The 23,061-nt window shown below is 40.4% G+C and carries 20 protein-coding genes; 15 read left to right on the top strand and 5 right to left on the bottom strand.

The window, feature by feature from the left end; translation table 11 throughout:
• The first annotated feature begins 198 nt into the window (after positions 1-198).
• From OC457_RS04850 to OC457_RS04860, 3 genes are all read left to right on the top strand, one after another.
• Positions 199-2,301, top strand: coding sequence for an AsmA family protein (locus tag OC457_RS04850; RefSeq protein WP_080173562.1), 2,103 nt, complete (start codon positions 199-201; stop codon positions 2,299-2,301).
• 200 nt (positions 2,302-2,501) lie between these two features.
• Complete coding sequence (gene yhjD, locus OC457_RS04855; protein WP_080173695.1) at positions 2,502-3,473, top strand: inner membrane protein YhjD; 972 nt, start codon at positions 2,502-2,504, stop codon at positions 3,471-3,473.
• 443 nt (positions 3,474-3,916) lie between these two features.
• Positions 3,917-5,239 (top strand): anaerobic C4-dicarboxylate transporter, encoded by a 1,323-nt coding sequence (locus tag OC457_RS04860; RefSeq protein WP_080173564.1) that lies wholly within the window; start codon positions 3,917-3,919, stop codon positions 5,237-5,239.
• Positions 5,240-5,328: 89 nt separating this feature from the next.
• On the opposite strand, the gene OC457_RS04865 is transcribed toward OC457_RS04860, so the two are convergent.
• From OC457_RS04865 to rne, 4 genes are all read right to left on the bottom strand, one after another.
• Positions 5,329-5,763, bottom strand: coding sequence for a phosphate-starvation-inducible protein PsiE (locus OC457_RS04865; RefSeq protein ID WP_080173566.1), 435 nt, complete (start codon positions 5,761-5,763; stop codon positions 5,329-5,331).
• A gap of 158 nt (positions 5,764-5,921) precedes the next feature.
• Positions 5,922-6,527, bottom strand: a complete 606-nt coding sequence (gene cobO / locus OC457_RS04870; protein ID WP_080173568.1) for a cob(I)yrinic acid a,c-diamide adenosyltransferase — start codon at positions 6,525-6,527, stop codon at positions 5,922-5,924.
• A 122-nt stretch (positions 6,528-6,649) separates the two neighbouring features.
• Complete coding sequence (locus OC457_RS04875) at positions 6,650-8,206, bottom strand: SulP family inorganic anion transporter (protein ID WP_080173570.1); 1,557 nt, start codon at positions 8,204-8,206, stop codon at positions 6,650-6,652.
• Between the two features lie 244 nt (positions 8,207-8,450).
• Positions 8,451-11,717, bottom strand: coding sequence for a ribonuclease E (gene rne, locus OC457_RS04880; protein WP_080173571.1), 3,267 nt, complete (start codon positions 11,715-11,717; stop codon positions 8,451-8,453).
• Between the two features lie 438 nt (positions 11,718-12,155).
• Between rne and rluC the strand changes: the two genes are divergently transcribed.
• Complete coding sequence (gene rluC / locus OC457_RS04885) at positions 12,156-13,100, top strand: 23S rRNA pseudouridine(955/2504/2580) synthase RluC (RefSeq protein ID WP_080173573.1); 945 nt, start codon at positions 12,156-12,158, stop codon at positions 13,098-13,100.
• A gap of 185 nt (positions 13,101-13,285) precedes the next feature.
• Here rluC and OC457_RS04890 read toward each other — a convergent pair whose 3' ends face one another.
• Positions 13,286-13,867 (bottom strand): Maf family protein, encoded by a 582-nt coding sequence (locus OC457_RS04890; RefSeq protein ID WP_080173574.1) that lies wholly within the window; start codon positions 13,865-13,867, stop codon positions 13,286-13,288.
• Positions 13,868-14,258: 391 nt separating this feature from the next.
• On the opposite strand from OC457_RS04890, the gene yceD reads away from it, so the two are divergent.
• From yceD to tmk, 11 genes are all read left to right on the top strand, one after another.
• Positions 14,259-14,777 carry a 23S rRNA accumulation protein YceD gene (gene yceD / locus OC457_RS04895; RefSeq protein WP_080173576.1) on the top strand — a complete coding sequence of 173 codons (519 nt, stop codon included), beginning with the start codon at positions 14,259-14,261 and terminating at the stop codon, positions 14,775-14,777.
• Between the two features lie 20 nt (positions 14,778-14,797).
• Positions 14,798-14,968, top strand: a complete 171-nt coding sequence (gene rpmF / locus OC457_RS04900; RefSeq protein WP_006231206.1) for a 50S ribosomal protein L32 — start codon at positions 14,798-14,800, stop codon at positions 14,966-14,968.
• A 9-nt stretch (positions 14,969-14,977) separates the two neighbouring features.
• Entirely contained in the window at positions 14,978-16,003 is a 1,026-nt protein-coding gene (gene plsX, locus OC457_RS04905; RefSeq protein ID WP_162494723.1) for a phosphate acyltransferase PlsX, read from the top strand.
• Positions 16,004-16,008: 5 nt separating this feature from the next.
• Positions 16,009-16,965 carry a beta-ketoacyl-ACP synthase III gene (locus tag OC457_RS04910; protein ID WP_080173579.1) on the top strand — a complete coding sequence of 319 codons (957 nt, stop codon included), beginning with the start codon at positions 16,009-16,011 and terminating at the stop codon, positions 16,963-16,965.
• A 136-nt stretch (positions 16,966-17,101) separates the two neighbouring features.
• On the top strand, positions 17,102-18,031 hold the full coding sequence (fabD, locus tag OC457_RS04915) for an ACP S-malonyltransferase (RefSeq protein WP_080173581.1): 930 nt from the start codon (positions 17,102-17,104) through the stop codon (positions 18,029-18,031).
• Positions 18,032-18,054: 23 nt separating this feature from the next.
• Complete coding sequence (gene fabG / locus OC457_RS04920; RefSeq protein WP_080173582.1) at positions 18,055-18,789, top strand: 3-oxoacyl-ACP reductase FabG; 735 nt, start codon at positions 18,055-18,057, stop codon at positions 18,787-18,789.
• A gap of 158 nt (positions 18,790-18,947) precedes the next feature.
• Complete coding sequence (gene acpP / locus OC457_RS04925) at positions 18,948-19,181, top strand: acyl carrier protein (protein WP_027697107.1); 234 nt, start codon at positions 18,948-18,950, stop codon at positions 19,179-19,181.
• 88 nt (positions 19,182-19,269) lie between these two features.
• Positions 19,270-20,508: a beta-ketoacyl-ACP synthase II gene (gene fabF, locus OC457_RS04930; protein ID WP_080173583.1), complete on the top strand. Its 1,239-nt coding sequence runs from the start codon at positions 19,270-19,272 to the stop codon at positions 20,506-20,508.
• A 106-nt stretch (positions 20,509-20,614) separates the two neighbouring features.
• The gene (gene pabC, locus OC457_RS04935; protein ID WP_080173585.1) at positions 20,615-21,424 is read left to right on the top strand and encodes an aminodeoxychorismate lyase; all 810 of its coding nucleotides are present in this window, start codon (positions 20,615-20,617) and stop codon (positions 21,422-21,424) included.
• Positions 21,418-22,434, top strand: a complete 1,017-nt coding sequence (mltG, locus tag OC457_RS04940; protein WP_080173696.1) for an endolytic transglycosylase MltG — start codon at positions 21,418-21,420, stop codon at positions 22,432-22,434. Before pabC ends, mltG begins: the two co-directional genes overlap by 7 nt.
• Positions 22,431-23,060 carry a dTMP kinase gene (gene tmk, locus OC457_RS04945; RefSeq protein WP_080173586.1) on the top strand — a complete coding sequence of 210 codons (630 nt, stop codon included), beginning with the start codon at positions 22,431-22,433 and terminating at the stop codon, positions 23,058-23,060. The genes mltG and tmk overlap by 4 nt, the downstream gene beginning before the upstream one ends.
• The last annotated feature ends 1 nt before the right edge of the window (position 23,061 follow it).

Below are 23,061 nucleotides of genomic sequence, written 5' to 3' on the forward strand. Positions count from 1 at the left end.
TGTTAATTATTGTTACTACCGTCAAAAATTTATTAAAGGCAGCCTTCGGGTTGCCTTTTGTTTAGCTATTATATTTATGATGAACTAATCTTGGGGTTAATGGTCTTAATGACATTGATTTATAGGGTTAATTACCAACAAATTCTTTTTGCATAGCTCACTATTAATGATGATGCTATATGCATATCTGAGGGCATAATGAAAAAAATACTGTATATTTTACTCGGGCTGATTTTATTGGTCGTGATTGGCATTGGTGCACTTGTTACTTTTGTTAACCCAAATCAGTTTAAGCCGTTACTGACGGAACAAGTAAAAAAAATAACGGGGCGAGACTTAGTCATTAATGGTGATATTAGTTGGCGTTTCTTCCCTACATTAGGGTTAAGTGTCGGTGAAACTGAGTTTCGAAATCCAAAGGGGTTTGCTGAGCCTAACTTAGTTCAGTTTAAACAAGCAAACTTATCAGTATCGGTTTTACCGTTATTGTCTCAACATCTTGATATTGGTGAAATGCGTTTAGATGATGCCCATGTTTTTGTTCAAACATTAGCAAATGGCCATACTAATCTTGATGGTTTAACGGATAAAAAAGCACAGCCAGAAACAACAACAGACAATAGCATTACGACTCATGATCAAAAGGCACATTGGAAAGTGTCGGTTGCGGGTATTAAGTTAGTTAATGCGAGTGCTGATGTACGTAATGATCAAACTAAGATGGTTGCGCAATTTAACCACATTAACTTTACGCTTGATAGCTTTCAGCCGCAAACGTGGACTAAAGCAACATTTGATATTCAAGGTAAAGTTAACGCATTAAGTTTTAGCGCGCAGGGTAGTACAGATATTAATCTGGCCGCTAATTATAAGAATGCGAAGTTAAAAGCATTATCGGCTACTATGAATATGACCGATGGCAATACTGAGATCAAAAATGCACAATTAGGGCTAGATCAGTTTACCTTGGATAAGTGGTCAAATGTCACGTTTGCTGTTAATGGACAAGTACCCAATTTAGGTTTTGATACTCACGGCGTAGCTAAAGTAAAATTATCAACAGATCATAATATTATTACGGTTCAGGGGCTGAAAATAACTAATGATTTGGTGGGTAAAATGTTACCTCGCCCAACAGTAAATTTAGTGGTTAATGCAGATGCAACGTATGATGTTAGCCAAAAATTAGCATTAGTTAGTCAACTTACTATTAATGCTAACGGCACTAAAGCATCAGGTACGGGATCATATTTAGGCACTGCCATTCCTGATATTCGTTTTGCATTATCAAGTGATAATATTGATGTTGATAGTTGGTTACCAACCAAAGCAACGACGCCGAGTACGAGTAATAACACAACTGCTGCTGAAGTAAATACGTCTATGGGTGTTGACACAAATGTTGATTCATCCACTCAAGAACCTGATCTTAGTGCGTTAAAAAATATCAACCTAGCTGGTATGATAGCGATTAAGCAGTTAACAGTAGATAACGCTAATATTGCAAATGTTAAAATTGTGACCTCGGTAAAACAAGGTGTTGCGAAAATTAATCGTTTTGAAGCTAATTTATATGGCGGTAAAATCACGGGTAGTGCGTCTATTGATGCAAATAGTGCTTTACCTAGTTACCATCTAAAAAATACGATTTCTAATGTGGATCTTTTACCATTATTAAAAGCGGTTGCGAACAATAAGCTACTTGCAGGTAAAGCTAATATCACTACGAATTTACGTGGTCATGGCTTATCTGAAGCGAATATTCGTCATAATATTGCAGGTTCGATTAAAGTTAATGTCGCAGATGGTGCCGTATATGGAGTTAATATTCCGGAACTATTGCGTAATGCTAAAGCTAAATTAAAAGGTGAAGCTGAGTCTGGTAGTGATACAGCAAAGAAAACAGATTTTTCAGCATTAATTACGACCTTAAAATTAGGTAATGGTATTGCGGCAACGGATAATTTCCATTTGGCGTCACCATTAGTTGCAATTACTGGGCAAGGTAAAACGAGTCTTGTTAATGAAAGTATTGATCTTATGATTAATTCTGAAATTGTTGCTAGTGGTAAAGGGCTTGATAAAATCAAAGGTATTGCTGTTCCAATTCATGTTAGTGGTACTTGGCAACAACCAAAATATAACTTAAATATTAAAGACTTATTTAAGAATAATGCAGAGCTAGAGAGTAAAGCTAAGAAAGAAATTAATCGAGGCTTAGAAAAACTGTTTGGTGATAAAGCAAAAGATGACAATATTAAAAATGCTGCAGATAAACTACTCAAAGGGTTATTTAATTAATCTTAAGTGGGTCGTAGCATTGCTAATGTAAAGTATAAATTTATGATAGAAGAGGTTTGCTGTTATCGGCAAACCTTTTATTTTTTCACTCTATAATCAATTAAGTAGCAGGTATGTAGAGGCTTGTTGTTATTAGATTGGGTTTGTTTTTATCCATGGCTAATATTATTGAGTCTTTTTATGGTGCCAGTAATAAAATTATGACTAATAAAACCACATCTTCTGAACAATCGACGTTATTCTCTAAAATTATAGGAGGATTTACGTTGGTCGGAAATGCTATAAAAGCATTACCGCCAATTGACCATTTTATTCGAGCTGCTGATCGCTTTAATGATCGTTTAGGCAGTCAGTTTGGTGCAGCAATTACCTATTTTTCATTTTTATCTCTTATTCCTATTCTAATGGTGTTATTTGCTGCTGCAGGTTTTATTTTGGCATCAAATCAAACATTGTTAACCAATATTATTGATAAGATTGTTGCCGGTGTTACTGATCCTAATTTAGCCAATACCCTTAAGCAAATGGTACAAACCGCCATTAATCAGCGTACAACGGTCGGTCTTAGTGGTTTAGCGATTGCTTTTTATTCTGGTATTAGTTGGATGGGAAACTTACGTGAAGCTGTTCGCGCACAAACCCGTGATGTATGGGAACGTAAACCTGAAGACAAAGAGCATATTTTGCTGCAATACGCAAAAGATCTCATTGGCTTAACTGGGTTGGTAGCAGCATTAATTTTTACCGTTGTATTGACGTCAGTTGCTGGCTCGGCACAAGCAACCATCGTTGATGCTCTAGGGTTAGGGGGGATCACTTGGTTGCGCCCAGTATTAACCACTATTGCGTTAACAATTTCTATTTTAGCAAACTACCTGATGTTTTTATGGATATTCTGGATGTTGCCTCGTCGCCGCTTTAATCGTAAAACGCTAATGCAGGGAACGTTATTAGCTGCTATTGGTTTTGAAGCGATTAAGTTTGCAATGACATTTTTATTACCAAAATTGGCAAGTTCACCTTCTGGTGCTGCATTTGGTTCTATCATCGGTTTAATGGCTTTCTTCTATTTCTTTGCTCGTTTAACGTTGTTCTGTGCGGCTTGGATAGCCACCGCCAAAGAAAATCGACCTGATTATGGTAAGGCTGCAGATGACATTGTTGAAGAATAATACTTAGATAACGGTAGGTATTAGATAATAAGTTGCATAAAAGGACAGCATTGTTGCTGTTCTTTTTTTTGAGTTTTTTATTGTTATTTTACAATGTAGTTACAGTTATTGAGGGGCGTTGCGTTAATAACATGTCAGTAAGTGCAAGATGGTGAATATATCAGTTGTTGTGTAAGCAATCGTTATGATTCAATTACCATCTTTAATGTATTTTAAGTTACTTAATCGTGATTATGTTGTGATAATTGATGATTACTTTGGTGTATAAGTTGTTTTTACGTGGCGAGGGTTATTTGGGATAGTTCTCATAAGTAAAATTAAGCGTTTATTGCTATTAAGTAGTTTGATATTTATCAATATGGATACTCAAGATAAGAGGCATGTTGCTCCTCATAATCAGTGCTTTGATTGTAAAGTGCTAATGATATATAAGGAGATAAGTCATGTTGTATTTGGAGTTTTTATTCCTATTATTGGTGCTGTATGCCGGTAGTCGTTTTGGTGGTATTGGACTCGGGGTTGTTTCGGGATTAGGTTTGTTAGTGGAAGTCTTTATTTTCCGCATGCCACCAACATCACCACCCATTACTGTTATGTTAATTATCCTTGCGGTAGTGACATGTGCATCCATTCTTGAGGCTGCTGGTGGTTTAAAATACATGCTGCAGATAGCAGAGCGTATTTTACGTAGTAACCCTAAACGCGTTACCATTGTTGGACCGCTAGTAACGTATGTTATGACTTTTATGTTGGGTACTGGTCATGCTGTTTATTCCATTATGCCGATTATTGGTGACGTCGCACTTAAAAATGGCATTCGTCCTGAGCGCCCAATGGCAGCTTCTTCAGTAGCCTCTCAACTTGCGATTACCGCGAGTCCTATATCAGCTGCTGTAGTTTATTACCTTGCTCAACTGTCAACGATCACTGAATCTATTCATTTATTATCCATTTTGATGGTGACGGTTCCAGCAACGCTAGGGGGTACATTATTATTATCACTGTACAGTTTACGCCGTGGTAAAGAGCTTGCTGATGATCCTGAATATCAACGTCGACTACAAGATCCTGTATGGCGTGATCAAATTCTTCATACCACGAAAACGTCACTGAATGAGCAATTACCGCGTTCTGCTATGCATGCGGTGATCTTATTTATTGTCGCTTTAGTAACCATTGTTATTGTGGCGATGGTGCCAGAAATTAGAACGATTGGGGATGCAAAACCGATCTCAATGTCATTAATTATTCAAATGATGATGTTAGGTTTTGGTGGCTTAATTTTATTAGTAACACGGACTAATGTACAAAAAGTGCCAGAAGGTGTGGTGTTTAAGTCTGGTATGGTGGCTGCGATTGCTATTTTTGGTATTGCTTGGATGAGTGATACCTATTTCCAGTACGCAATGCCATCATTTAAATCGGGTATTACTGAAATGGTACAAGGTTATCCGTGGACCTTTGCATTAGCACTATTTATTGTCTCTGTGGTTGTGAATTCACAAGCAGCAACCGCGCGAATGATGTTACCCGTTGGTTTAGCAATGGGATTAAACCCAGCGTTGTTAATTGGTTTAATGCCAGCAACATATGGTTACTTCTTCATTCCTAATTATCCGTCAGATATTGCAACGGTTAACTTTGATGTTACAGGTACGACTCAAATTGGTAAGTGGTACTTTAATCATAGCTTTATGATGCCAGGTTTAATTGGTGTTATTTCAGCTTGTTGTATTGGTTATGCTCTTGCGCAAATTATTATTTAGCGATATGTAAATAAGCATATAAATAGCAAAGGGCGAATTATTTCATTCGCCCTTTTTAATTTTATGAATCAGTCTATTACATCTGATGGTTAATCGTCAGATTGCTTCTTACCCGGCTCTTCAGGCTCTTCGTAAGGCCAATAGTGATGACCAATTCGAATTAAAACAGTTGCTGCGGCGAGAATAAATGCGGCCAGTGATAACCAAATAATAAAGGTACCATCGAGCTCTTTCATTCCGAGAGTGATATAGCGAGCAATAGCCATAATCGCTATATAAAGTGGGTAACGGACTGGAATCTTACCGTGAGCAACAAATTGTTGCACCATCGCAAGAATTTCAAGATAGATGAACATTAATAAAATGTCTGTTAACTGAATATCACGGTTAACGAACACATGAATAAATTCATTCACCATCGCTACAACGGTGGCTAAGGTGATCGCAGTTAATAATACCGCCTCTAAAAGATGAAAGACTTTTAAAAAAGGTTTGCTAAATGCGCGAGGTAAATGGGAAGGCATAGTGTCTCCAGCTTTAACGCTGTTTATATTTTTATTAAGCATTGCTGCATTATAAAATGTAATGCTTATTCTAATAGTAAAATTTCATTCAACCTAAACAAGTGTTGTTTTAATGTGCTTCTTGGGTGGTTATTGAGCAAGTTGTTCGTGAGATAATGTTACCAATCAATGCCTTTACGGGCTTTTATACCTTGTTCAAAAGCATGCTTAACATTACGCACTTCAGAAACGGTATCTGCAATATCAATTAACCGGCGATGGGCCGCACGTCCTGTAATAATAACAGTTTGCTGTGATGGTCTGGCGTCGATTGCGTTAATAATTTCATCTAAATCAATATAGTCATAAGTCACCATGTATGTGAGCTCATCGAGTAATACCACATCTAATGTATTATCTGCTAGCATCGCTTTACAGTCGGCCCATGTAGCTTGAGCGGCAAGGGTATCTGCGGCTTTATTTTGGGTTTCCCATGTAAAGCCTGTTGCCATTACTGAAAATATCACGCCGTGTTGTTGCAACAAGTTACGTTCGCCGCAATCCCACGTTCCTTTAATAAATTGACCGACACCACATTGTTGACCATGACCAACGGCTCGCGCAATCATACCAAAGCCTGACGTTGATTTTCCTTTGCCATTGCCTGTAATAACGAGCACTAAACCTCGTTCTTGTTGTGCGGCATTAATTTTATCATCAACTTGTTGTTTTAAACGTTGTTGACGGGCTTGGTGACGTTCATCCTTGGTGGTTAAATCAACCATAATTTCCTCTTGATTACATTGCTGTATTGACTATAAATATAATCATAACGTATTGGTGATTATAAAAGAAAGCCCGCGCAGTCACTTCACTACACGGGCTTTATTTTGGAGTATTTTGGTGATTAGCCTAGAACATCAGTAGCTACTTTGTAAGTTGGATCTTCTAGCATATTAACTTCAACTAAGTTACCTGCTTTTTGTAATAATCGACGACACTCAGGGCTAAGGTGGCGAATGTGTAGATTTTTTTTACGGTTAGCATAACGCTCGGCAAGTGTATCAATTGCCTCAATAGCTGAGTGATCAGCCACACGCGAATGAGCAAAATCAATAATTACTGTTTGTGGATCATTGGGTGCATCAAATAGCTCAAGAAAATGAGACGCTGAACCAAAGAATAATGGACCATTGATCTGGTAAACTTTTGTGCCGTTGTTATCGATATGAGAACTCGCATAAATTTGTTTTGCGTGGTTCCATGCGAAAACTAATGCCGAGTAAATTACACCAACGAACACCGCAACGGCTAGATCTGCAGCCACAGTCACGCAAGTAACCAGAATAATGGTAAAGAAGTCATGTTTTGGCACTTTACGCATCATACGTAAACTTGCCCATTCAAAGGTGCCTATAACAACCATGAACATTACACCAACCAGTGCTGCTAATGGAATCATCTCAATGAATGATGAGCCAAATAGAATAAACACTAATAAGCCAATAGCCGCTGTAATACCAGATAAACGTCCACGTCCACCAGAGTTAATGTTGATCATTGATTGACCAATCATCGCACAACCACCCATCGCGCCAAAAACAGAACAGGTAATATTTGCCATGCCTTGACCGACACATTCACGGTTACCGTGACCACGTGTATTAGTCATTTCATCAATAACGGTCAGTGTTAGTAATGATTCGATTAAACCGACGGCAGCCAGAATTAAAGAATAAGGCAGAATAATTTTAAGGGTTGCTAGATTAAAGCCAACATCGGGAAGGGCAAAAGTGGGTAGCGAGCCCGCCAATGTTGCGTTAGCGTCACCACTCATTGTACGTACGAAATCGACAACAGTACGTGAATCTAGACCTAATATATGCACCAATGCTGTTACGGTTAAAATGGCAACTAACGAAGAAGGGACCGCTTTGGTGAGTTTAGGTAAAAAGTAAATAATGGACATAGTTAATAGCACTAAGCCCAGCATGATATATAGCTGAGTTCCGTGCATCCATTCAAGTCCACCAGTTAGTGATGGCACTTTAAATTGACCTAATTGAGCTAAGAAAATAACAATTGCGAGACCGTTTACAAAACCGATCATGACCGGATGCGGCACCATGCGAATAAATTTACCGAGACGGAATACACCCGCGAGTATTTGAAATACACCCGCTAACATAACTGCGGCAAATAGGTATTGAATACCATGCTGGGCAACGAGACTAACCATAACCACAGCCATTGCGCCAGTTGCACCAGAGATCATGCCAGGGCGTCCACCAAAGATGGCTGTAACTAAACCGACAATAAATGCTGCGTATAGACCGACCATAGGATCTACGCCAGCGACAAAAGCAAAAGCAACAGCTTCTGGTACAAGAGCAAGTGCTACAGTTAATCCCGATAGAATGTCATTTTTAACTGATTGTTGTGAGACTTGAGGAAATTCAGGCATATATTAGGCGTACTTCTCTTCGCTAAATGAATGGATAGTGAACATATATTGAGTAACAGAATGTTACCGAAAGATTTACACCGCTTCAACTTACGACGTTAAATGATGTAAAGATATGCTTTTTTACCATGTTAATTAAGTCAAACCCATTGATTGTTAAAAAATATGGCTATTTTTGACTCAAAAGAAGGGTAATAAAAAAGCCATGCAAATGCATGGCTTTTTATTGGCAGGTTACACTAACTTAGTCAAAAGATGGCTTAGTCATTGGTGCTGCTGCAGAGTTAGTTGCTGTTTGGCTACCCGCAGAGCGTGTTGTTGCAAGCTCACGTAATGGTGCCGCTTCAACATGAACCTTTACTGCCGTTTCTGCTGGTGCAGGTGCCTTCGTCATTGCTGCCACCGCATGGAAACCACGTGGAGAGGTTGCTGTAACTGCTACAGTTTCAGTGACAATTTTTGTCATTGGCGCTGATGCTGTTTTAATCACAGGCGTTTCAACAACAGGTGCTTCAACAACAGGTGCTTCAACAACAGGCGTTTCAACAACAGGTGTTTCAACAACAGGTGCTTCAACAACAGGTGTTTCAACAACAGGCGTTTCAACAACAGGTGCTTCAACAACAGGTGCTTCAACAACAGGTGCTTCAACAACAGGTGCTGTACGTAATGGGAATGCTTTACCCATTGCAAGCTCTGGCATCGCAACACCACCTAAGGCTGGTTTTGATTCAACGTCAGGCAATGCTTTCGCAATCGCTGGTTGATGAGTTTGCTCAGCAATAACTTCTGCTACAGGCGCTTCAATTGTTGGTTTAATACGAGACCATACTTTGCCCATTGCCATTTCTGGTGCCGCAACACCTGATGCTGGACGCAATGTCTGTGGTTTTTCAACAATAGAAACAACATTTACCATATCGCTAATTGTATCTGTTGCTTCAACAACGGCATACTCAACGGCATCTGCAACGTTATAACAGCTAGGATCTTCATGTTGCTCGTAATCTTGCTTTTCAACACGAGGATCACGAATACGGCGACGGCGTTGACCGCTAGCACGTAAGTGGCGTGGTGAACGACGATTACGACGTTGATTGTTGTCCTGCTCATTTGTTTCTGATTGTTTATCAATAACAGGTTGATCTTGAACTGTTGTTGTTTGTGCTTCTTTTGCAATCGAGGTGCCCATTTCCATTAATGGTGATGGGTTAGTGATCGCTGTAATAGCATTTTTTTCAACAATTGGTTGATCTTCAACAACGGGTGTTGCGTTGCCAGTGAAACGAATTTTTTTCTGTAGCTGGCGACGTTGACGACGTTGTTTCACCTTAACATTCTTGTCTTCGGCTTCAACTTGCTCTTCAACAACAGCATTGCTAACTTTTGCCTTTACCACTTCGTTTGATTGTTGGCGTTGTTGCTTTTGCGCTTGAATCTCTTCTTTACGAGACTGGCGTTGCTGCTCTTTCGCTTCTTCAGTACGAGGTTGACGTGGCTGTTTTGCTGGACGCTCTTGAGGTTGACGGTTTTTGTCCGTACGCTCATTGCGACGACGAGGTTGCTGACGCTGCTCGTTGTTGCGATCTTGTTCAGCGTTGTTGTCTTGAGCACTGTCTTGAGTGTTATTACGACGAGTGTTATCACGATGACCTTGACGATCATTACGACGATTATCAGGACGACGGTTATTATTGTTACGGTGATTATTGTTATTTGTTTGTTCTTTTACTGCAGGTTCAACGGTTTGTTTAACGGGCGTCTGCTGTTCAGTACTGTTGTTAAAGAATGAAGAAATTGCAGCAAAGATACGGCTAAAGATGCTTGGTGCTTGAGCAATAATCGTTTGTGGGTTAAGTGTTGATTGTACTTCTGGTGTAGCAACTACTGGAGCCGGTTGCTTTGGTGCAGCGAAGCCGTGTAGAACAGGTTCTTCACGTTTTCTTGTTGTGCGCTCTTGCTGTGGTGCTTCAGTTGCTTCCGCTTCTCTTAATGCATCAATAGCATTAGGTAGATGGTATGAAAGCGTATCTTGCTCTTCACCTTCACGAATACGCAATACTTCAAAGTGTGGCGTTTCCATGTTAGCGTTTGGTACGATCACTACACGCACATTGTGATATTTCTCAATGTGTTGTACTGCTGGACGTTTTTCGTTTAGTAAGTAAGAAGCTACAGGTACAGGTACAATCGCAACGACTTGTGAACTGTTATCTTTTAGTGCTTCTTCTTCAATTAAACGTAGGATAGAGAGAGACAGTGATTCATTATCACGAACAACCCCCGTACCTGTACAGCGAGGACAAACATGGTGGCTTGCTTCTGCTAAAGATGGGCTTAAACGTTGACGAGACATTTCAAGCAAACCAAAGCGAGAGATACGACCAATTTGTACACGTGCGCGGTCAACACGAACAGCCTCACGTAAACGGTTTTCTACTTCACGTTGGTGACGAACAGGTGTCATATCAATGAAGTCGATAACGACAAGACCACCAAGATCTCGAAGACGTAATTGACGGGCAATTTCATCTGCAGCTTCTAGGTTAGTTTGTAGTGCCGTTTCTTCAATATCACCACCCTTTGTTGCACGAGCGGAGTTAATGTCAATTGATGTTAGTGCTTCTGTCGGATCGATAACCACTGAGCCACCTGAAGGTAAACGAACTTCGCGCTGGAACGCAGAGTCAATTTGACTTTCAATTTGGTAGTGACTAAATAGTGGTACTTCACCTTCATAACGCTTAATACGCGATAAGAAATCAGGGCGAATTAATTTAATATGATCGCGAGCACGTTCAAAAATTTGTGGGCTATCAATAAGAATCTCGCCGATGTCACGACGAAGATAATCACGAATAGCACGTGCAATTACATTACTTTCTTGGTGGATCAAGAACGGAGCAGCTTGAGATTCAGCGGCTTCTTTCACTGCACTCCAGTGATTAAGAAGAACGTTTAAATCCCACTCAAGCTCTTCACCTGATTTACCCACACCGGCTGTACGTACAATTAGACCCATACCATGAGGCAGTTCTAATGTGCTTAATGCAGCTTTAAGTTGTGTACGCTCTTCACCTTCGATACGACGAGAAATACCGCCTGCACGAGGGTTATTAGGCATTAACACTAAGTAACTACCAGCTAATGAAATAAAGGTTGTTAGTGCGGCACCTTTGTTGCCACGCTCTTCTTTATCAACTTGGACGATAACTTCTTGACCTTCTTTCAAGACTTCCTTGATGTTAGGACGACCTTGGTAAGAATAATTTGACGGGAAGTAATCTTTAGCAACTTCTTTTAAAGGGAGGAAGCCATGGCGTTCTGCACCGTAATCAACGAACGCAGCTTCCAGGCTTGGTTCGATACGAGTGATACGGCCTTTGTAGATATTTGCTTTTTTAGATTCGTGACCAGGGCTTTCGATATCAAGATCAAATAGCTTTTGGCCATCAACTAATGCGACGCGCAACTCTTCCTTCTGAGTTGCGTTAATCAACATTCTTTTCATTATATTGTACTCATTATTGTTGTTGTATTAGCGCCGCTAATTACATCAATTTTTTGATGGTGCCTGACTCCATGTATGGATGTACGGGTGCAACCTCACGGTTGGAATGCAGGAGTGCTCTATGGCCACACGTATTAGCCAACTGTGTAGAGATGGTTAGATCTGAAACACACAGCTGGTATCACCACATCGAGGTGTGGTTGTATCTGTTACATCAAAAAAATCTGTAATCTGACGCGCTAAAAAAAACTCCGGTAACCATAACGTCTTACGCCACGTGCTGCGTTTATTACCTGAGTTGTATATAAAATAGCCGAAATGATGAGAGCATGCTCACCTTGTCAGTAAAATAAGCAAAAAAACTTATTCTAGAATGCAATCATAGCAGGCTCACTTTTTTGCGGCAATCTGCTTTATTTGCATGGTACAATCAAACTTATGACAGAAGATAAACCTAAAGTGCAATTCATCGATATTACCGATGATTTTGCTGGCCAACGGATCGATAATTTTCTCCGTGCTAGGCTTAAAAATGTACCAAAAAGTATGATTTACCGTATTTTGCGTAAAGGCGAGGTGCGAGTAAACAAAAAACGTATTAAACCTGAATATAAATTGCAGGATGGTGATCTCGTACGTGTCCCACCGGTTTTTGTTCCTGAAAAAGACGAACAAGCACCGATTAGTACCAAATTAAATAAAGTGGCTGAACTTGAATCATGCATTATCTATGAAGATGATCATGTTTTGATCTTGAATAAGCCATCAGGCACAGCTGTTCATGGCGGTAGTGGTTTGAAGTTTGGTGCGATTGAGGCGTTACGTGCATTACGACCTGATGCTCGATACCTTGAGTTAGTACACCGTATTGACCGAGATACTTCTGGCATTTTGTTAGTAGCGAAGAAACGTTCAGCGTTACGTAAGCTACAAGAGCAATTTAGAGAAAAAACGGTTCAAAAATATTATTTTGCCTTAGTGATGGGGGAATGGAAGGCAAATTGTAAGAGAGTAAATGCACCGTTATTAAAAAATGAAGTTAACAGTATTGTACGTGTTAACCCACAAGGTAAAGCATCTGATACTCGTTTTAAAGTATTAGAACGTTTTCCTCAGGCGACACTGGTACAAGCAAGTCCAGTGACAGGACGTACTCACCAAATTCGTGTCCATTGTCAATATGAAGGCCATCCTATTGCTTGGGATGATCGTTATGGCGATCCACGTTTTGATGCTTATACTAAAAAAACAGGGTTAGGGCGGTTGTTCTTGCATGCCGCGAATATTAAATTTACCCATCCACATACTGATGAGTTAATGGATATTAGTGCGCCAATGGAGCCAGTGTTAGAACGCTGTTTAGCTAAGCTTCGTACATTTTAATGAGGTTAAACAACAAGAAGGCGAGCATTGTGCTCGCCTTTTTTTATTTTATTTTTATGATTTTTTATTTTTAAAATACCAAACGCAGTCATTAAGTGGCCATCTCTTAAAAGTATGAGAGTCGCTATTGCCCTCATTAAATCAGAATAGAAACTTATTGTGATTGGCATAATACTGGTAATGGCTTATAAAACGGTCAGATGCTCATTAGCAAGCATTTCTCGTAAGGCAATAAGTGGTAATCCAACCAGTGTATTAGGATCTCGTCCTTCTAATCGATCAAATAATGCAATGCCCAAACCTTCACTTTTAAAGCTGCCTGCGCAATAAAGCGGTTGTTCTTGAGTGACATAATGTGCAATTTCACTATCGGTTAGTGTTCTAAAGTGGACATGAAACGGTTCGCAAATAACTTGTGTCGTTTGTGTACACGAATTATATAAGCATAAGCCAGTATAAAAGGTGATGATTTTGCCACTGGCGGCACGTAACTGAGCACAAGCGTTCGCTTCAGTATGAGGTTTACCTAAAATTTCCCCGTCAATGACACACACTTGGTCAGAACCTATAATAAGGTGATTAGGATGAGATTCTGCACAAGCGAGTGCTTTTGCTTGTGCTAATCGCATCACTAAAGCTGTCGCTGACTCATTGTCTAGCATGGCTTCATTTACATTTGGATTTGCAGTCGTAAAAGGAAGTTGCAGTTTTTCAAGCAAGCTTTTGCGAAAAGGTGAAGTAGATGCAAGAACAAGTGGCTGGTTCATAGGCTATTTTAGTTATCTAGATGAAGTGATGTCATGAGTGTACTCATCGTAGTGATTCAAAGCCAGAGAGCTTTATTTATTGATTGTTTTGATTTCAGTGCAGACAGACGATGTTATCGTTACAGCACAATGCTATTATAAGACGCAATTATTGATTTAAATTTCACTAAAGCCAGTATTGGCTAGCATTTAAACAATGATTGAGTGATCTTTCGTCATTTTATCAGCAATCGTCAAGTGATTGAGTGATGAAGAAATAAAAACTTTTTAATGAGGAGGGGGAATGAATGTTGAACGAATTTTCATGGCAGCACGAGAATTGTTCAAAAGCTGTTAATTCCGGCACATTTCCTTTGACTCAACCAGACTATAAGGCTAATATTCGCGCCCTATGCAAAAGGTAAAATTGCCGATAAAGGTAGATCCAGTACGCACTGCACAGAAAAGACTCGACTATGATGGCATCATCAAAGCTGATCTTCTGTCTCGTTTAGCTGGCTCAACCCAGAGCGTAATAAGTGATGCAAACGTCAACTTGTCTTTCGACCTTGACCAACGTCGTATTCCTTTCATGCGCGGAAACGCAAGTGTAGATGTGATGTTGACCTGTCAGAGATGTCAGGAAGAATTTCCACACACAATTAGTGTTGAATTCTGTTATAGTCCGGTTCGTGATGAAGAGGCTATTGATAAGTTACCGGAAGCCTATGAGCCGACAATTGTCGATGAAAATGGCGATATTAATCTAATTGAAATCATCGAAGATGAATTGATGTTAGAATTACCACAAGTAGCAAGACATGATGATGACGATTGTAATATCGGCACTCGTAACTTGTCTTTTGGTGATATTCCCGTTGCTGATGAGCGTCCGAATCCGTTTGCAGTATTGAAAAATCTTAAAAGTTAAATTTAACAGGAGTAGGGTTAATGGCCGTACAAAAGAGCAAAAAATCACGTGCAGCACGTGGTATGCGTCGTTCACATGATGCACTAACTACAGCAGCAGTATCTGTAGATTCAGCATCTGGTGAAACTCACCTACGTCACCACGTGACAGCTGACGGTTTCTACCGTGGCCGTAAGGTTATCAACAAGTAAGGTTGAACCTTGATGGGTCTTACCGTTGCACTTGATGCAATGGGCGGGGATTTCGGTCCTCAAGTAACAGTGCCTGCCGCCGTGCAGGCACTGTTGCATTCGCCTGAGCTCAAACTCATTCTATTTGGTGATATTAGTGCTATCACTACCCAGTTAACTCTTCTTAATAAACTCAATCATCCTCGATTGTCTATCGTACATTGCGATAACGTTATAGCCAATGAAACACGACCATCTCAAGCATTACGTCATAGCAAAGGATCTTCCATGCGCATGGCATTAGAAGCTGTTGCTATAGGCGATGCAGATGCCTGTGTGAGTGCTGGCAATACTGGCGCATTAATGGCTTTATCTCGCTATGTATTAAAACAACTTCCTGGTGTTGAACGTCCCGCTTTAATTTCAGAAATTCCTAATCGTCATGCTAACCATACTTGGTTATTAGATCTAGGAGCGAATGTTTCTTGTGATGCTGATACCTTATTTCAATTCGCTGTTATGGGATCGGTCGTTGCAGAGCAAACATTAGGCACACCACCACGAGTTGCATTACTTAATATTGGCGAAGAAGCTATTAAAGGTAATGATCTGGTTAAACGGTGTGCTGAAATGTTAGCTCAATCTCCCGATATTAATTACATTGGCTATATTGAAGGTCATCAATTGTATTCAGACAAAGCGGATGTGATTGTGTGTGATGGCTTTGTCGGTAATGTGAGTTTAAAAACCAGTGAAGGGGTTGCGAACCTGTTCATTGATTGTATTAAACGTAATATTGGACGTAATCCATTTAAGCGATTAATTGCTAAATGGTTATTTCGTGAACTGTTTAATAGTTTACAACAATTGAACCCCGACCAGTATAATGGCGCAAGTCTGTTAGGATTACGCGGTATTGTAGTGAAAAGCCATGGAAGTGCTGATACCACAGCTTTGGAGAATGCCATAAGCCAAGCGGTTTATGAGATTAAACGCCAAATACCGATGAAAATCAGTGACCGTCTGGAAGAGGTCTTATTAGAGAGGCATTATTAGTCTTCATGTATAGCAAAATTTTAGGAACTGGCAGTTATTTGCCAACACAAGTTCGCACTAATGCGGATTTAGAAAAAATGATAGAGACTAACGATGAATGGATCGTTGCTCGTACTGGTATTCGTGAGCGTCGCATTGCATCAGCTGACGAAACAGTTGCCGTGATGGGTTATCATGCTTCTTTAAACGCCATTGAGATGGCTGGTATTAATAAAGAAGATATCGATCTTATTATTGTTGCAACCTCTAGTGCTAGCCACTCATTTCCATCTGCTGCTTGCCAAGTACAAGGTATGTTAGATATTAAAGGCTGTCCTGCTTTTGATTTATCTGCGGCATGTACAGGCTTTGTTTATGCATTAAGCGTTGCTGATCAGCATATCAAAACCGGCATGGCAAAAAATGTGTTAGTGATTGGATCTGATGCACTTTCTCATCATTGTGATCCACAAGATCGTTCAACCATTATCTTATTTGGTGATGCAGCAGGAGCGGTTGTTCTTGGTGCAAGTGAAGAGCAGGGTATCATTTCAACACATTTATACGCTGATGGTCATTTTGGCGGGTTATTAAGCCTTGCGGTGCCTGAGCACGATAAAGATTTTGATGCTAATACTTGGCTTTATATGGCGGGTAATGAAGTATTTAAAGTTGCAGTAACCCAACTGTCTAACTTAGTTAAAAATACCTTGATTGCAAATAATATGGATAAATCTGAACTTGATTGGTTAGTACCACATCAAGCAAATATGCGTATTATTTCTGCTACAGCGAAAAAATTATCAATGTCGATGGATCAAGTGGTTGTAACACTAGATCGCCATGGTAATACTTCTGCTGCAACGGTACCGACAGCATTAGATGAAGCTGTACGTGATGGCCGTATTCAACGTGGTCAAACGTTATTATTAGAAGCGTTTGGTGGTGGTTTCACATGGGGCTCTGCACTGGTGAAATTTTAAACTAAATCAAACGTTGGTTTAGTTTACGCGTTAAACGAATTTTTGCGATAAGACAGACGGTTGAATATAGTTAACGCTGTCTCATTGACCTATTAATTTACTGAACGATCAGTATATAAAGAATAAGGATTCTCAAATGTCTAAGTTCGCGATTGTTTTCCCTGGACAGGGTTCTCAAACTGTTGGCATGCTTGCTGATTTAGCTGAGCAATTTGATGTGGTTAAGCAGACGTTTGCTGAAGCTTCTGATGCTTTAGGGTATGATCTATGGGCATTGGTACAAAATGGTCCAGTGGAAGATTTAAACCAAACTCAACGTACACAACCTGCATTATTAACTGCATCTGTGGCGATCTGGCGTGTATGGCAGCAGCAAGGTGGTGAACAACCTGTTGTTTTAGCTGGCCATAGCCTAGGTGAGTATTCTGCACTTGTTTGTGCGGGTGTGATTGATTTCCAAGCTGCCGTTAAGTTAGTTGAATTACGCGGTAAGTTAATGCAAGAAGCCGTACCTGCAGGTGTAGGTGCAATGTCTGCAATTATCGGTTTAGATAATGACGCTATTGCAGCGGCATGTGCACAAGCTGCTGAAGATCAAGTGTGTTCTCCGGTTAACTTTAATTCGCCTGGCCAAGTGGTTATTGCGGGTAACAAAGAGGCGGTAGAACGTGCCAATGTATTGTGTAAAGAAGCCGGTGCTAAGCGTGCATTACCATTGCCTGTTTCTGTTCCTTCACACTGTGCGTTAATGAAACCAGCAGCAGATAAACTTGCGATTGCATTAGAAGGTTTAGCATTCAGTGCTCCTACTATTCCTGTAATCAATAACGCAGATGTTGCGACTGAGACTGATCCTGTTGCTATTAAGCTGGCGCTTGTTAAACAGCTATATAATCCAGTACGTTGGACTGAGTCTGTTGAGCGTATGGCAGCTGAAGGCGTTGAAGAATTGGTAGAAATGGGTCCGGGTAAAGTATTAACGGGTCTTACAAAGCGTATTGATCGTGCACTTAGCGGCGTAGCTGTAAATGATGTTGCATCATTTACTGCTGCATTAGCGAAGTAATTTAGCTTAAAAGAGGATTTACAATGAGTCTGGAAGGTAAAATTGCACTAGTTACAGGTGCGAGTCGCGGTATTGGTCGTGCAATTGCTGAAATTTTAGTTGAGCGTGGTGCAACGGTTATCGGTACGGCAACATCTGAGAGCGGTGCTGATGCCATTAGTGCGTATCTTGGCGATCACGGTAAAGGTTTTGAACTAAACGTAACTTCACCAGAGTCAATTGAAGCAACATTAAAACAAATCAAAGAACAATATGGCGATATTGACATTCTTGTTAATAACGCTGGTATTACTCGTGATAATCTACTTATGCGTATGAAAGAAGACGAATGGCAAGATATCATGGATACCAACCTTACGTCGGTTTTCCGTCTGTCTAAAGCTGTGTTGCGTGCTATGATGAAGAAACGTCATGGTCGTATTATTAGCATTGGTTCTGTTGTTGGTACAATGGGCAATGCTGGACAGACAAACTATGCAGCTGCTAAAGCAGGTTTGCTTGGTTTTACAAAATCGATGGCACGCGAAGTTGCTTCTCGTGGAATCACTGTTAATGCTGTTGCACCCGGTTTTATTGAAACGGATATGACAAAGGCGTTAAATGATGATCAACGTGCTGCAACGTTAGCAAATGTTCCTGCTGGTCGTTTAGGCGATCCGCGTGAAATAGCAGCGGCTGTTGCTTTTTTAGCCTCTGATGAAGCTGCTTATATAACAGGCGAAACATTGCACGTTAATGGCGGCATGTATATGATTTAAGCAAATTTGTTGTAATACTTCATGATTCAAGTCAAATTGAGCTATTTTTCTGGTTAAATCGTGGTTTGACCAGCATTATGAGTATTGCAACTTTTGCTGTAATGAATAAACTACAACAAATCGCATTGGCGAATTCTTGTTAAAGGAAATATATTAGTATGAGCAACATCGAAGAACGCGTAAGAAAAATCATCGTTGAGCAACTAGGCGTAGACGAAGCAGAAGTTAAGAACGAAGCATCTTTCGTTGACGATCTAGGTGCTGATTCTCTAGATACAGTTGAACTAGTAATGGCTCTTGAAGAAGAATTCGATACAGAAATCCCTGACGAAGAAGCTGAAAAAATTACTACTGTTCAAGCTGCAATCGACTACGTAAACAGCGCACAGTAATATAAAAATGAATATTTCCAGGCGGTCATTATGACCGCCTGTTTTTTTTCACTTCCTGTTATATCCTCAATTCCCGGAGAAATTAATCGTGTCTAAGCGTCGTGTAGTTGTAACTGGCATGGGTATGCTTACCCCGGTTGGTAATTCTGTTGAATCTTCTTGGAAAGCTTTACAGTCTGGCACTAGTGGTATCAGTACCATTCAACATTTTGATGCAAGCGCATTTGCTACTCAATTTGCCGGAATGATCAAAGACTTCAATTGTGAAGATTACATGTCTAAGAAAGATGCGCGCAAAATGGATTTATTTATCCAGTACGGCGTTGCAGCTGGCGTACAAGCATTCAAAGATTCTGGTATTGAAGTTACTGAAGAAAATGCACCCCGTATCGGTGTTGCTATTGGTTCTGGTATTGGTGGTTTAGGCTTAATTGAAGCTGGCCATCAAACATTGATCGACAAAGGACCACGTAAAATCAGTCCGTTCTTTGTACCATCAACAATTGTTAATATGATCGCTGGCCACATGTCTATCATGTATGGTCTACGTGGTCCAAATATCGCTATCTCTACAGCGTGTACGACGGGCCTTCATAACATTGGCCACGCTGCACGTATGATTGCATACGGTGATGCTGACGCAATGCTAGCGGGTGGTGCAGAAAAAGCATCAACAGAGTTAGGCATGGCTGGCTTTGCTGCAGCAAAAGCATTATCAACACGTAATGATGATCCTCAAGCGGCTTCTCGTCCATGGGACAAAGATCGCGATGGGTTCGTATTAGGTGATGGTGCAGGTGTGATTGTACTTGAAGAGTACGAACATGCTAAAGCACGCGGTGCAAAAATTTATGCAGAGCTTGTTGGCTTTGGTATGAGTGGTGATGCTTACCACATGACTTCACCAAGCGCAGATGGTTCTGGTGGTGCGTTAGCGATGGAAGCATGTATTCGCGATGCGGGTATTAATGCTGATAAGATTGGCTACATTAACGCACACGGCACATCAACCCCTGCTGGTGATAAAACTGAAACATTAGGCATTAAACGCGCGCTAGGTGCTGCAGCTGATAATGTTATGGTGTCTTCTACTAAGTCAATGACAGGTCACCTATTGGGTGCAGCTGGTTCTGTTGAATCAATTATTACTATCCTAAGTTTGATTGATCAAGTTGTACCACCAACAATTAACTTGGATAACCCAGGTGAAGGTTGTGATCTTGATTATGTTCCAGGTGAAGCGCGTCAAGCGAACCTTGAATATGCATTATGTAACTCATTCGGTTTTGGCGGCACTAACGGTTCGTTATTGTTTAAGAAGATTTAATTCGCTTATTTGCGTGTTGAGCAATAAGAGCCATAAACTGATATGATTAAGTAGCCTGATATTTCGATATCAGGCTATTTTTTTACCTGTCAAAAAGGATGACACAATGGCCTCTGTCAATGGCTATGAACAACAGTTGCTTGCTATTACAGATAGGGCAACTCAGTATGGTGATGGTTGCTTTACAACCATGTTAGTTGAGCGACAATCTGTTCAGTTATGGTCATTGCATTTAGCCCGTTTAGTGATGAGCTTGCAACGGTTAGCAATTACTGCACCTGATTGGCAGCAGGTATATACTGATGTAGCTGCACTGGCCTTGAAGTATCCTCACAAAGGTGGAATTAAAATATTAATTAGTCGTGGCAGTGGTGGGCGTGGGTATAATCCTAGCGGCTGTAATGATACTCAAGTCATTATTACCCATTTTGAATGGCCGCAGCATTATCAGCAATGGCAACAACAAGGCATTACATTAGGTGTATGCCAGTTACGAATGGGTAATAGCCCAATGCTTGCTGGAATGAAGCATCTAAATCGCCTTGAACAAGTATTATTGAAGCAAGAAATTGAAAAAGCGGGTTGGGTAGATGCTATTGCTTTAGATTGTGATGATCGTGTTATTGAAACCACTGTTGCAAATCTATTTTGGCGCAAAGGTAATACTGTATATACTCCTGCGCTATTGCGGGCTGGAGTTGCTGGCGTTATGCGACAACACGTACTTGATATACTTAATGACTTAAATTATGACTATCAAGTGGGAGATTTTAATCTTGCAGCGTTGCTTACTGCTGATGAAGTATTTATTACTAATGCATTGATGACGTTAGTACCTGTAAATCAAATACAAACTACACAATATAATGAACTTACAATGTTCAAAACACTATGGAAGAGGTTACATTCGTGCTAAAGAAGTTGATTATTGTGATTTTTATATTGCTATTATTAGTAGCAAGTGCGGCGGGTTGGGGATATTTTCAAGTTAAATCAACGCTTGATAAGCCAGTACTTATTGAACAACAAACGTTTATTACCGTAAAGACAGGGACATCTTTCCGTGGATTATTAACGCAATTGAGCCATCAACAAATCATTACATTATCGCCATGGCTGCGTTGGGTGGGCTATTTAGAGCCAACATTGACGAATATCAAAGCTGGTACGTATGCGCTAGAGCCTCAAGAAACATTGTATTCAGTCTTAGCGATGATCACCGAAGGTAAAGAGTATCAATATTCGATCACGCTGGTGGATGGTGAACGTTTTAGTGAATGGCGCGAGTTGCTACAAGCGGATCCTCATTTGACTCATACCACTGATGACATGACTCAAGCACAAATTGGTACCGCTGTTGGAATTGAGAATGATAAAATTGAAGGTTATTTTCTACCGAATACGTATCATTTTACCGCGGGTACCAGTGATATTAGTATTTTAAAACGTGCTCATACGGCGATGATGAAAGAGTTAGATCTTGCATGGCAGCAACGTGCTAAAGATTTACCTTTAAAAACGCCTTATCAAGTATTGATCATGGCATCAATTATAGAAAAAGAAACCGCAGTCGCTAGTGAGCGTGGTTTAGTTGCGTCAGTCTTTATGAATCGTTTACGAAAGAATATGCCATTACAAACTGATCCAACGGTTATTTACGGTATGGGTGATAAGTATGATGGCAATATTACTAAAAAAGATTTACGTACACCTACCGCTTATAACACCTACACCATGCGAGGTTTACCACCAACACCGATAGCCATGCCAAATAAAGCGTCTATCATGGCTGCCGTTGATCCAGACAATAGTGATTATTATTATTTTGTCGCAGATGGTAAAGGCGGTCACACATTTTCAACTACGTTAGTCGAGCACAACCGCGCGGTTCGTGCTTACCTCAAAATATTAAGAACACAGAAATGATCGGTAAATTTATTGTCATCGAAGGCCTTGAAGGGGCTGGTAAAAGTACAGCTATTGCACACGTTATAGCAACATTAGCGCAGCATGGTATTACAAACCCACAATCAACGCGTGAACCTGGTGGTACACCGTTGGCAGAACAAATGCGTGCTTTAGTTAAACAAGGTCATCCTGATGAGCCTTTAACCGATATGGCAGAGTTATTACTGCTTTATGCAGCGCGTATTCAATTGGTTGATAATGTGATTAAACCAGCGCTAACAGAAGGGCGATGGGTGGTCGGAGATCGTCACGATATGTCATCACAGGCTTATCAAGGTGGTGGTCGTGGTTTTGATCAAGCATTGATGGAAAACCTGCGTGATACCGTTTTAGGTGATTTCCGTCCTGATCTGACTATTTATATGGATATTGATCCCGTATTAGGCTTACAGCGTGCTCGTGGCCGTGGTGAGCTTGATCGTATTGAACAAATGGACATCAGTTTCTTTGAACGTGCTCGTGAGCGCTTTTTAGCATTATGTAATAATCAACCTAATGTGATTATTATTGATGCAAGCCAAACGCTAGAGCAGGTTACAGCCGACTTAACCCAAGCATTGCAGGCTTGGTTGGAGCAACAATAAT

It is taken from the genome of Photobacterium toruni (assembly GCF_024529955.1).
Lineage (GTDB): Bacteria > Pseudomonadota > Gammaproteobacteria > Enterobacterales > Vibrionaceae > Photobacterium > Photobacterium toruni.

Excerpts from the sequence above, each read along its gene's own strand:
- OC457_RS04875 (WP_080173570.1), bottom strand. The coding sequence starts at position 8,206 with ATGCCTGAATTTCCTCAAGTCTCACAACAATCAGTTAAAAATGACATT.
- OC457_RS04910 (WP_080173579.1), top strand. The coding sequence starts at position 16,009 with ATGTATAGCAAAATTTTAGGAACTGGCAGTTATTTGCCAACACAAGTT.
- acpP (WP_027697107.1), top strand. The coding sequence starts at position 18,948 with ATGAGCAACATCGAAGAACGCGTAAGAAAAATCATCGTTGAGCAACTA.
- yceD (WP_080173576.1), top strand. The coding sequence starts at position 14,259 with ATGCAAAAGGTAAAATTGCCGATAAAGGTAGATCCAGTACGCACTGCA.
- OC457_RS04890 (WP_080173574.1), bottom strand. The coding sequence starts at position 13,867 with ATGAACCAGCCACTTGTTCTTGCATCTACTTCACCTTTTCGCAAAAGC.
- pabC (WP_080173585.1), top strand. The coding sequence starts at position 20,615 with ATGGCCTCTGTCAATGGCTATGAACAACAGTTGCTTGCTATTACAGAT.
- rpmF (WP_006231206.1), top strand. The coding sequence starts at position 14,798 with ATGGCCGTACAAAAGAGCAAAAAATCACGTGCAGCACGTGGTATGCGT.
- fabD (WP_080173581.1), top strand. The coding sequence starts at position 17,102 with ATGTCTAAGTTCGCGATTGTTTTCCCTGGACAGGGTTCTCAAACTGTT.
- OC457_RS04860 (WP_080173564.1), top strand. The coding sequence starts at position 3,917 with ATGTTGTATTTGGAGTTTTTATTCCTATTATTGGTGCTGTATGCCGGT.
- fabG (WP_080173582.1), top strand. The coding sequence starts at position 18,055 with ATGAGTCTGGAAGGTAAAATTGCACTAGTTACAGGTGCGAGTCGCGGT.
- cobO (WP_080173568.1), bottom strand. The coding sequence starts at position 6,527 with ATGGTTGATTTAACCACCAAGGATGAACGTCACCAAGCCCGTCAACAA.
- rluC (WP_080173573.1), top strand. The coding sequence starts at position 12,156 with ATGACAGAAGATAAACCTAAAGTGCAATTCATCGATATTACCGATGAT.
- rne (WP_080173571.1), bottom strand. The coding sequence starts at position 11,717 with ATGAAAAGAATGTTGATTAACGCAACTCAGAAGGAAGAGTTGCGCGTC.
- OC457_RS04865 (WP_080173566.1), bottom strand. The coding sequence starts at position 5,763 with ATGCCTTCCCATTTACCTCGCGCATTTAGCAAACCTTTTTTAAAAGTC.
- tmk (WP_080173586.1), top strand. The coding sequence starts at position 22,431 with ATGATCGGTAAATTTATTGTCATCGAAGGCCTTGAAGGGGCTGGTAAA.
- yhjD (WP_080173695.1), top strand. The coding sequence starts at position 2,502 with ATGACTAATAAAACCACATCTTCTGAACAATCGACGTTATTCTCTAAA.
- OC457_RS04850 (WP_080173562.1), top strand. The coding sequence starts at position 199 with ATGAAAAAAATACTGTATATTTTACTCGGGCTGATTTTATTGGTCGTG.